Source organism: Flavobacterium sp. SOK18b, assembly GCF_014156605.1.
Taxonomy (GTDB): Bacteria; Bacteroidota; Bacteroidia; order Flavobacteriales; family Flavobacteriaceae; genus Flavobacterium; species Flavobacterium tiangeerense.
The window spans coordinates 1-9833 of record NZ_QKNZ01000065.1 but is presented as its reverse complement, the minus strand read 5'-3'; the positions used below and the strand labels follow the sequence as shown (position 1 = coordinate 9833).

11 protein-coding genes are annotated in these 9833 nt (G+C 31.6%); 9 read left to right on the top strand and 2 right to left on the bottom strand.

The genetic code is table 11. The annotated features are described in order from the left end of the window. The coding region (locus DNC80_RS10590; protein WP_220485234.1) for a hypothetical protein at window positions 1–2038 on the top strand (2038 nt) is incomplete at its 5' end. Window positions 2039–2131: 93 nt separating this feature from the next. On the opposite strand, the gene DNC80_RS16030 is transcribed toward DNC80_RS10590, so the two are convergent. Beyond that, window positions 2132–2938, bottom strand: a complete 807-nt coding sequence (locus DNC80_RS16030) for a transposase (RefSeq protein ID WP_370628740.1) — start codon at window positions 2936–2938, stop codon at window positions 2132–2134. 160 nt (window positions 2939–3098) lie between these two features. Next, window positions 3099–3698, bottom strand: a complete 600-nt coding sequence (locus DNC80_RS16025; protein WP_255493223.1) for a transposase — start codon at window positions 3696–3698, stop codon at window positions 3099–3101. Between the two features lie 256 nt (window positions 3699–3954). On the opposite strand from DNC80_RS16025, the gene DNC80_RS10580 reads away from it, so the two are divergent. The 8 genes from DNC80_RS10580 (at window position 3955) to DNC80_RS10545 (ending at window position 9335) form a co-directional block, all read left to right on the top strand. Next, on the top strand, window positions 3955–4494 hold the full coding sequence (locus tag DNC80_RS10580; RefSeq protein ID WP_182651195.1) for a hypothetical protein: 540 nt from the start codon (window positions 3955–3957) through the stop codon (window positions 4492–4494). Window positions 4495–4827: 333 nt separating this feature from the next. Continuing rightward, window positions 4828–5355: a hypothetical protein gene (locus DNC80_RS10575; RefSeq protein WP_220485233.1), complete on the top strand. Its 528-nt coding sequence runs from the start codon at window positions 4828–4830 to the stop codon at window positions 5353–5355. An 85-nt stretch (window positions 5356–5440) separates the two neighbouring features. Then, a complete protein-coding gene (locus tag DNC80_RS10570) occupies window positions 5441–5992 on the top strand; it encodes a bifunctional (p)ppGpp synthetase/guanosine-3',5'-bis(diphosphate) 3'-pyrophosphohydrolase (protein ID WP_182651194.1) in 552 nt (183 codons plus the stop codon). A gap of 170 nt (window positions 5993–6162) precedes the next feature. Next, on the top strand, window positions 6163–6423 hold the full coding sequence (locus DNC80_RS10565; RefSeq protein WP_182651193.1) for a hypothetical protein: 261 nt from the start codon (window positions 6163–6165) through the stop codon (window positions 6421–6423). Window positions 6424–6447: 24 nt separating this feature from the next. Further along, window positions 6448–6747 carry a hypothetical protein gene (locus DNC80_RS10560; protein ID WP_182651192.1) on the top strand — a complete coding sequence of 100 codons (300 nt, stop codon included), beginning with the start codon at window positions 6448–6450 and terminating at the stop codon, window positions 6745–6747. Window positions 6748–7069: 322 nt separating this feature from the next. After that, window positions 7070–8482 (top strand): exodeoxyribonuclease VII large subunit, encoded by a 1413-nt coding sequence (xseA, locus tag DNC80_RS10555; protein ID WP_182651191.1) that lies wholly within the window; start codon window positions 7070–7072, stop codon window positions 8480–8482. A gap of 1 nt (window position 8483) precedes the next feature. Then, window positions 8484–8681, top strand: a complete 198-nt coding sequence (gene xseB, locus DNC80_RS10550; RefSeq protein WP_182651190.1) for an exodeoxyribonuclease VII small subunit — start codon at window positions 8484–8486, stop codon at window positions 8679–8681. 18 nt (window positions 8682–8699) lie between these two features. Continuing rightward, window positions 8700–9335 carry an SOS response-associated peptidase gene (locus DNC80_RS10545; protein ID WP_182651189.1) on the top strand — a complete coding sequence of 212 codons (636 nt, stop codon included), beginning with the start codon at window positions 8700–8702 and terminating at the stop codon, window positions 9333–9335. The last annotated feature ends 498 nt before the right edge of the window (window positions 9336–9833 follow it).

Genomic DNA, 9833 nt, shown 5'->3' with positions numbered 1-9833 from the left:
TTGTAGCGCGGGAACGTTGGTGGCAATTTTACCGCAGAAGAGAAAAATCACTTTATATACAAGAATAATAATGGTTAAAGAAAGTAAAATAAAGGAGTTGATTAATGATAAAGTTGTATCACAACTTGAAATTGAATTATCAAAATTCGGATTTAAATATCTAAAGTCGAAAAAACATTTTATCAGACAAGAAAGAGAATTTCAACAAACAATTACAGTAAATACACCATATTCGCCTCTTAAATATGATGATAATACAGACCAAATATATTTAGTTTTTAATATTAATTCTAATATAGAAATTCCAAATTATGAAACTTGGTTTCTAGATAAATTTGGTGGAAAAACATATTATTCAGAACGTATAGATAGTAGTATTTCACAAATTGAACTTTCGTTTGAAGATTTTGAAAATGAAAATTTTTACACTCCAACGGCTTCACAAAATTTCAAGAAAAGTATCAGTCTTTCCTTAAAAGGGGGAGATTCAAAAATAGTGGATATTGAATCATTTAATACGGTATTACAATTTAAAATACCCGAAATGGTCTCAAATCTTTCAATGAATTCAGATATTTTAAAATTAGACGAAACAAATAAGTATAAATTTCACAGTATCTATTTATTAATTTTTGGTGGCTATGTAGAAGTAGCACATTCTAAAATCCAAGAATTTTACAAGTATTTAATTCTTAAAATTGAAAGTAAAGAGAAACTTTCCGAAAACGAATTAAACAGTTATTTAGGAGAACTTAATGTACTTGTAAAAAATGTTTCAAAGGTTACAGATTTAACTTTAGAAAACCCATTTAAACAAACTATTAAAGTTTTAAATTCTAAAAATGATTCCTTTGCTTTTTCAGAAAAAACTATTTTTCAGGAAAAATTAAGAATAGACCTTTCACAATATGGCATTAAATCAATTTTCATCAACCTCCTTGGCGATATTTTAGTAGTAACTACTAATCAAAAAATAATTAAATTAAATATTAAAGGTGAAATTATTTTTGAAACAGAATTGGAAACACCAAAAGGTTTTCGAGAATTAAGTTATGATTTCCCGTGTGGTGTTGTAGAAAATTCAACAGATTTTTTTATAAATAATTATATTTTAAAAGCGGACAATACGCTTTTAGAATTGGCAATACCACTGCAAAAACTAAAAAAAGGAGCTTTACAAAACGCCACCATCTCTAATCTTAACTATTGGAATAAAAAAGAGAGCTATTTAATTAGTTATGAGAATAATTTATACATCTATAATAAAAATGGTGAAATTGAAAAAACGGTAAAAATTGAACAAAAACGAATTGAAAGGATTATTGTTGAAAAAGAATGGATAATAGCCTTAAAAATAGATAAAGCATTAGTGATTTTAGATTTTGAAGGCAAGCAAATTAATGAATTTGAATTTGGAAATGGTAATAATCGATTTGAATTTTCAGCCAATTATAAGTACTTAATTTGTTGTTTTTATTCCACAAAATCGCAGTTTTTCGATTTAATTACAGGTAAAAAAGAAACCTTATGGGCACACCCAACCTTTATAAAGAATTATAAAGAAATGATGTACAATGACATAAACCATAATTTCGGAATGTCATTTGCAAAATTTTCACCGGATAATAACTATATAGTTGGAAGCGCAGACCATGGTAAATATGTTGCTTGGAAACTTCCAAAATTGGATAGAATTGAACTTATTCCTCAAGAGGAAATGATAGGCTTATTAGAACCCGCAGAAGCTACAAGATTTACAAATAATGAAAGTGAAACTATAATTACAAAAGCAGAAATAGTTAAATTGGAAAACCATACATTTCTTAAAAACCGAGGGAATGATATTTCAAAAATAATGTTTTTTGAAAATGGCGATATTTTTATTACTGAAATTGGTTATGGGAAATTTGTACTGACTTGGGACAGAAATTTCAATAATTTAGCATATCAAAAAATTGACGGAAAATTAGACTTTTATGCTGAAAAATATTTAACACAACATTCAAAAACGGAATTTATAGTTTACGAACAAAAATAAAAAACTGCCACCAACACACGTAGCTGTTGCGCAACTCTCTTAAAAAAGTAAAATTTCAAGATAAGGATAAAAAACAACCTCGTTTAAGGATTTTTAAGCGAGGTTTATTTTTGGTTTTAGGTTGTAGTTTGTAAAAATAAAATGCCTTAAAAAGTCGGTTTTCAAGTCAATGAAAGCTGTTTTTAGAGAAGTTGGTGCTTTTGCTTGTATTTCACTTACAACTCCGGCTTTTGTTTTTGTTTTTTTGGTGATAAACTTCAAGTATTTCTTGAGATTATAGGTCAATGCTGCCATTAAAACGTGTTTGTTGGCCTGCTTGATTCCTCTTGTGTTTACGCGCTTCATATTGGTAAAATTGACCAATGTTCCTATTACTGGTTCTACAGTTTTACTTCTCACTCGTACCATTTGCTTGGCATAGCGTGCGTTTTGAGTCAGTTTTTGGTGCATTCGATCGTAGTGTTCTTTGTGGATGCTGTGATCTATCTTTTTATACTTAGTGCTTTTTCCGCAGCATTCTTCTCGTAGTGGACAGTTTTTGCAATCGCGCTCACTACTTCGATAGCTGTATTTGGTGTAGCTTTTGCTATCGTTCTTTTCGCCTTTAAAAAGCAAAATGGCCTTGTTGGAACCTTCTTTGATACATTCGTATTGATTCAATTCTTTGTTGAAAATAAAACCTTCTCGCTCGGGTTTGTACTGTCCGAAGTTTGGAATATAGGCATCGATGTTTTTTTGGTTCAAATACTTTAAAGCTTCTCCACTACTGTAACCTCCATCGGCTAAAAGTTCTTCTAATTCAATGCCGTTTTCATTTAGGTTTTCCTCTGTTAATTCTACTATTTTTTGCACGCACTGACTATCGCGTTTGTCTGCAAAATCAGAACAGGCGCCTGTTATTACATGATGAGCATCGTCTACAGCTATTTGTCCAAAATAGTTTAACTGTCTTGCTTTTCCTGGTTTTACACTTACCCTAGCATCTGAATCTGTGGGGGAATAATGCGTATGATTCGATACAAATCTCGGACGTATTGAATTGCCGTGTTCATCTACTTTATCAATGTTGAAGTTGGGATTGGGTTGGCTCTTGTATGCTTCTTTTTTTCCAATTATGGTGTTGTTCTACTAGTTTCTTTCTGGTGCTGGTAGTTTTAAATTCGCTGTTTTCTTCTAATTCATCTACAAAGGCACTGGCATCTTCCAATACTTCTTTCTCTACCAAACTATCCATAGAAGCATTGGCTTTGATAAAAACACTGTCCACGGCTTGACGTTTGCCGCGAATCATACCTTTGGAAACACACAGCTTTAAAACGGCTTTAAACAAACTTAAAAACACTTCTTCACCATACAACCCACGCGTGCGACTAATGGTGCTGTGCCAAGGTAAAGCCTCATCAATGTCATACCGAATAAAAAGGCGAACATCTAAACAATTCGAGCAATATTCGATGAGTTTCCTGTCTGAATTTATATTGTTTAAATAGCCTACCAAACAGATTTTGAAAAACACAACGGGATCAATACTCTCCTGTCCTTCGTCTCCATAATACTTTGCAGTAGCTTTATATAAAAAATGAAAATCAATAGCTGTATCAAGTAATCGATAAAAATTATGCTCAGGAATCAGGTCCTGTAAATGAACTTGATAGAGCATTTTTGGCGTGAGTTCTTTTCTTCCTTGTATAGTTAATAATACAATTTCTTTTACTTTTTTGCAAGTTTTTTTTGATATATTTGTTCGAGTTGTGCAACAAGCACACACGCTACAAGCGATTTGGGCATTTGGCTTAATGGGAAAATTGGTTTTGTATTTGGAAGATTTGGCAAATCCGAAAATGGGGCTTAATTTAGTCCCAAACTGCGTGTAGCGCGGGAACGTTGTGCGTCATTATAACGAAAATGAGAGAAAAATGGAATTTTCTGAAATAAATATGATTGTTGAAATGAACTCTTTTGTCGAATTCTATAGTGAAGATGATGAAAGAATTTTCGAGAATAATGACTTTGAAAAATTACGAAAAGAACTAAATATCAAAATTGATATTTGTGAAATACATAAATCGTATTATTCAGACGGAAAAATTGGTTTTAATGAAAATACAAAAGTTTATTTTTCTGATTTACGCCTTGACACTTTTATTTTGTTAGACATAGGAGATGAAGATCTTGTGAATTTGGTAATTAGATATCCTAAAGTGCAAAAAGACCGAGTAAAATCATTCTGTAGAAATTTTTTTGATAGAACAAAAATTGAAGTATTTTATCTAGAAGGTACAACGAAAGAGAAAAATTCCGAAATATTGACGGATTTAAATTCTTATCCAAAAAAAATTGAATTTTTATATGGCAATTATTATAAAGATATAGAGTTTTATCAGATGAATAAAAAACTAGAAAAAAAAATTGACTTAAAAGAAATTTATATTTGGCCTTTTACTAAAGAAAAATAACGAACGCACAACACACGCTACAACTGATTTGGGCATTTGGCTTAATGGAAAGTTGGTTTTGTATAGGTGATGATTTGGCAAATCCGAAGAATAGGCTTAATTTAGTACCAAATCCGCTGTAGTGCCAAGACGTCAGGCTGTTAAAAAACCTCTTCAAATCTAGAAAGTATTCGGAGGGCTACCAAAGAATAATCTCAATTATGGAATTCTAAAGAGGTTGATTTTAGTTTTTTCACAGACTGACGTTAGTTAGAATTTTAGGAAACCGCTTCTCGACAACAAAAACGAACAACTAGATTAATCTTTAACTCAAAACATAAATATTTAACAGCTATGGGACTATTTGATTTTTTCAAAAAAAAGAATAACGAAGAACAACAAAAACACGAACTAGTGCGACCAAAACAAGCTGACAATGTTGTTGATGAGGCTCAACAAGAATTTATAAACGACTCGACAGCAAACGCTGAAAGAATTGTAGAATCATTCAATGAAAAATATGAAGGAGCATTTGACTATTCTGAGGAGAGTTTAGTTGCACTTGATGAGCTTCTTGAAAACTTTGCTGAATTTGGGGACCAAATGGATGATGAAATGAAAGAAGACTTAATTGCACAGGCAGGTTCCTATATTTTTGAAGTTGCAAGGCGAAATTTTGGAGGAAAATACTTTTGGTACGACCAATTAGACCAACCTTTGCTAGTAACAGGTCTTCCTCATTTTGAAATTTCATTGGTTGCATTTGACAAAGTAAAAATGAGACTTGAAAACGGACAAGAAGATAATATTCCATACTTTTTCAAAGGTTATTCGGATAGAGTTAGACTAGCAAAACCAGGCGACAAAGCAATGATTGTATAGAAAACTAGATTTATTAAATATTTGATTTATAAATACTTAATAAAAATTTAGGTAGAATTTTAACAACACTAGAATTAATTAAAAAATGGATAACGAATTTACAATTGATAATTTACAAGAATTATGGCAAAAGGTTAGTCTTTTACATATCGGACAAACTTATGGTGGACAAAATCTAGGCGAAAAAATTGAATACATAAATCATATTGGAAGTGTTGTATTTGAGATAATTAATGCATCTAAAAACACTTTAGATTTTAATCTTACACTTGCTATTAAATGTGCATTATTGCACGACACATTAGAAGATACAAACTATAAATCCAACAGTCTTGAAGATGAATATGGTAAACAAGTACTAGAAGGTGTTTCTGCTTTGACCAAAAATTCTACACTTGAAAAAGAACTACAAATGACAGACAGCCTAAATAGAATACTACTACAACCAAAGGAAGTTTGGGCAGTTAAAATGGCTGACAGAATTTGTAATTTATATGCCCCTCCTTACTATTGGGACAAATCTAAAAAAGAAAAATATCTTGAGGAAGCAAAAATTATATATGAGCATTTAAAAACCGGAAATGAATATTTAGCAAAAAGGCTATTATCTAAAATTAAAGAATACAAAAACAAATAAAGTACGAGTTACAGCAGGTACACGAGAATTGGGTTTTAGTCATCAACTTAAACTTGGTTTTCTGTCTTGAAGTTCAGCTTTCAACCGAAAGTTCAGTGTTACTCTTTCTCAAACCTAGTTTAGAGAAAAGTTTTGCGTCATTTTGTCACCAAACGAAAAACAGAAAATACATGGTAGTTGAGCACATAATTTATAAAGAAAATGGAGAAGAATTTAAAAGTTTTTTGAATTCTAATTGGTATGATACTGCAACACCTTATCAATTATGTATTTCGGAATTGAAAAAAATTAAAAATGAAATCGATAGTGGTAAAGCATTCTTGATAGTAAGTTATGACCAAAAGTATAAAATATCAACATCAAAGGAATTTGAAAAATGGATAGTAAATATTTTTTTAGGTGGATTTGAGAAATTTGTTTTTGAAAAATAAATATTCAAAATTAGATTTGATAAAATGACAGAAAAACAAAAAATATTAATTGAAGAATTAGGTAACTATTGTTTTGAAAAGCAAACATATGAATTTGATTTTTCTATTGAAATGTGGGGAGTATTGTGGATGCCTTGGTTTGTATATATTAATAATGAAAATGTAAAAATTTCCGTAAATAATATTGAAAATAGTGATCTAATAGAATTAACAAATCTTGGATTAATTGAAAAAGTTAAAGAATTTGATTATTCCGAACTAGATTATCCTACAGAAATCTCAAGAACCAAATATAGAATAAAAAGGAGCGCACAACACACTTAGCTGTTGCGCAACTCTCTCTGGTGCTCGTTAGTAACGAGTGCCTTCTTTCCTTGTAAAACAAGTCGTAAGGTTTGCATCGCGGCTCACTAAACAGGATCATTTCAAGTAGAATTGAATATCATTTGCTTTTCAATTAATTGGTAATAAAAGATCTTCCCCTCGGTAGCATAAAATTCTGTTCCGTGTCATTTCCAATTAATAGAAAAAGAACCAATGTCCTCTAATCCTTTCCACAAAAATTTATTAAATCATTTTGAGCCATTTATAACAATCTGAAAAAACTACTTTATCTTTGATAAAACATAAAAGGAACCATCCTTATATGCATAAATCCAAAGTCAGAATGCCTGAGAAAACCAATGACAAAACTATTTTTTCGCTGCTGGAAGTAACCAAAAGCATAAAAAAAACGCTGGAACAACGGTATTCAAGTGCTTTTTGGATTAAAGCGGAAATGAACAAACTGAATCATTACAGCCATTCAGGGCATTGTTTTCCTGAAATTATAGAAAAAGTAGACGGTAAAATTGTCGCACAATGCAAAGCAACCCTGTGGCGTGACGATTACCAAAATATAAACCGTAACTTTCTAAGAATTTTACAGGAACCGCTCAAAGACGGAATTAAAATATTGTTTTTGGCTAAAATTTCCTTTGACCCCGCTTTTGGACTGTCACTCCAAATTATAGATATTGATCCGCAGTTTACATTGGGAGATTTAGAAAATGAAAAGCGACAGACCATCAAAAAATTAAAAGAAGAAGGAATTTATGATGCAAACAAAAAGCTAGATCTTTCTTTATTACCACAAAGGCTGGCAATCATTTCAGTAGAAACCAGCAAAGGTTACGGTGATTTTTTAAATGTAATTGACAACAACAATTGGAATTATAAATTCTTTTACCTCTTGTTTCCATCCATATTACAAGGTGATAAAGCTGTAACGGGCATTATTGCTCAGTTAAAGCGAATAAAGAAAGTGATCCATCATTTTGATGCAGTAGCCATCATTAGGGGTGGCGGTGGCGATGTAGGCCTATCGTGCTATAATGAATATGAATTAGCCAAAGCAATTGCACTATTCCCCATTCCTGTCATTACTGGTATTGGTCATGTTACCAATGAAACGGTATGTGAAATGATCGCGCATACCAATGCCATTACACCAACAAAACTTGCGGAATACCTACTTCAAAAATTCCACAATATTTCGGTACCAATTCAAAAAGCAAAGGACAAAATAATCGACAAAGCCAGACGGTTTATCAGTGAGGAGTATACCACTCTAGAATCCGAACTGAAATTGTTTCGTTCTTTGACAAATACGATACTGAACAACAATGAAAACAAAATCAAAAATGCAAGCTATGCCATAAAGCAACAATCCCAATTCATTATAAAAAACAGTAATAACGTATTAGAATCTTTGTATCATAAAACTCAGATGGCAGCAACCAATAGGATCACGCAATCACAAGCAGCAGTACTTCAAGTGCAAGAAACTTTAAAAACGGCATCAATTAATAACTTTAAAAATGCCGAACTTGCATTGGGAAACATTGAGAAAAATATCCAAATCATGGATCCTGTCAATGTGTTAAAAAGAGGTTTTAGTATCACCTATCATAATGGTAAAGCAGTCAAAGATACAACCCACCTTCAAGAGGGAACAACTATAGAAACAGTCCTTTTTAACGGAACGATAGAAAGCACCATCACAAAAATCAAAGAATAAAATGGAAGAAGAACTAAATTATACAAACGCTTTTGAAGAATTGCAAAGTATTGTATCCGAAATAGAACAAGGCGAAATATCAGTTGATGACCTTTCTGAGAAAGTAAAAAGAGCCACAACACTAATTAAATTTTGCAAGTTAAAACTAACCACAACAGCAGAAGATGTGAATGCAATTTTAAAAGAACTCGAAAATTAAAAAATAAAAGGGAAGAGTATGTGTTATCATTCCAAACAAACTAAAATAGCTTTAGAAGTACAAAGTAGGTTCAAGGCTACGATTGACAATCCACTAGAATTCAAACCAGCAACTCATGCCAATGGTTTTGAATATCCCAAAACCCCAGTAATCATTGATGAAAAACCAAACATCATTACGCATTACAATTGGGGCTTGATACCAGCGTGGGCTCAAGATGAAGACATTAAAAAATTCACCTTAAACGCCAAAATAGAGACAATAAGCGAAAAGCCTTCCTTCAAAAACTCAGTAAACAAGCGATGTCTTGTGATTGCCAATGGTTTCTATGAATGGCAATGGCTTGACAGCAAAGGAAAAAATAAAAACAAATTTGAAATCGGAATTGGTAATGATGATCTCTTTGCTTTCGCTGGAATTTATGCGCAATGGACCAATACAATCACAGGTGAGATCAAAAATACCTATGCTATTGTTACCACCCAAGCCAACACAGTCATGTCAGAAATACACAATATCAAAAAACGCATGCCGGTAATACTAAAACCAGAAGACGAAGCAAAATGGTTGCAACATCATCCTATAGAAGCATTCGCCTTTCCATATGAAGTCAATTTGGTGGCTAAAAACCTGAATCAAAATTCTCTTTTCTAATAAACAATAAAGCATTATGCTTTCCCAAAAGGGAACGATTACTCTACCTCATACAAAAAAGCGCATTAGATAAACTAGAGTAGACATTCCTAATGTGGCAAATAATGGGAAATCAAGAAAAATTGACTTTACAGACAAAATAGAAACGTATCACTGTTGAGGGACAATTTCAATAATCAATAGCTATTACTTCAATTTTGAAGAGGTCATAAAATGTACCTATACTTCCAATTTCATTTTACGTAATTGTTTTACTTTGGGTTCAATAAAAAAATTAATTGCTCTTAAATGTATGCCTTTACGATAGTCAAGTTTTTAAAAAGTAGAAAGAAGGATACTTTACTTAGGTTTCAGAATAGCTTTCAAATAATCTAAGAATAAATATTTTGTTAGAACTCTTGTCTATATAGAAAAAGTATTCAATTCTTGATCTTAAACCCCATATTTTTCATCCCATAATAAGAGATAAATATTACTCTATTTTATCTTTCTTTATAA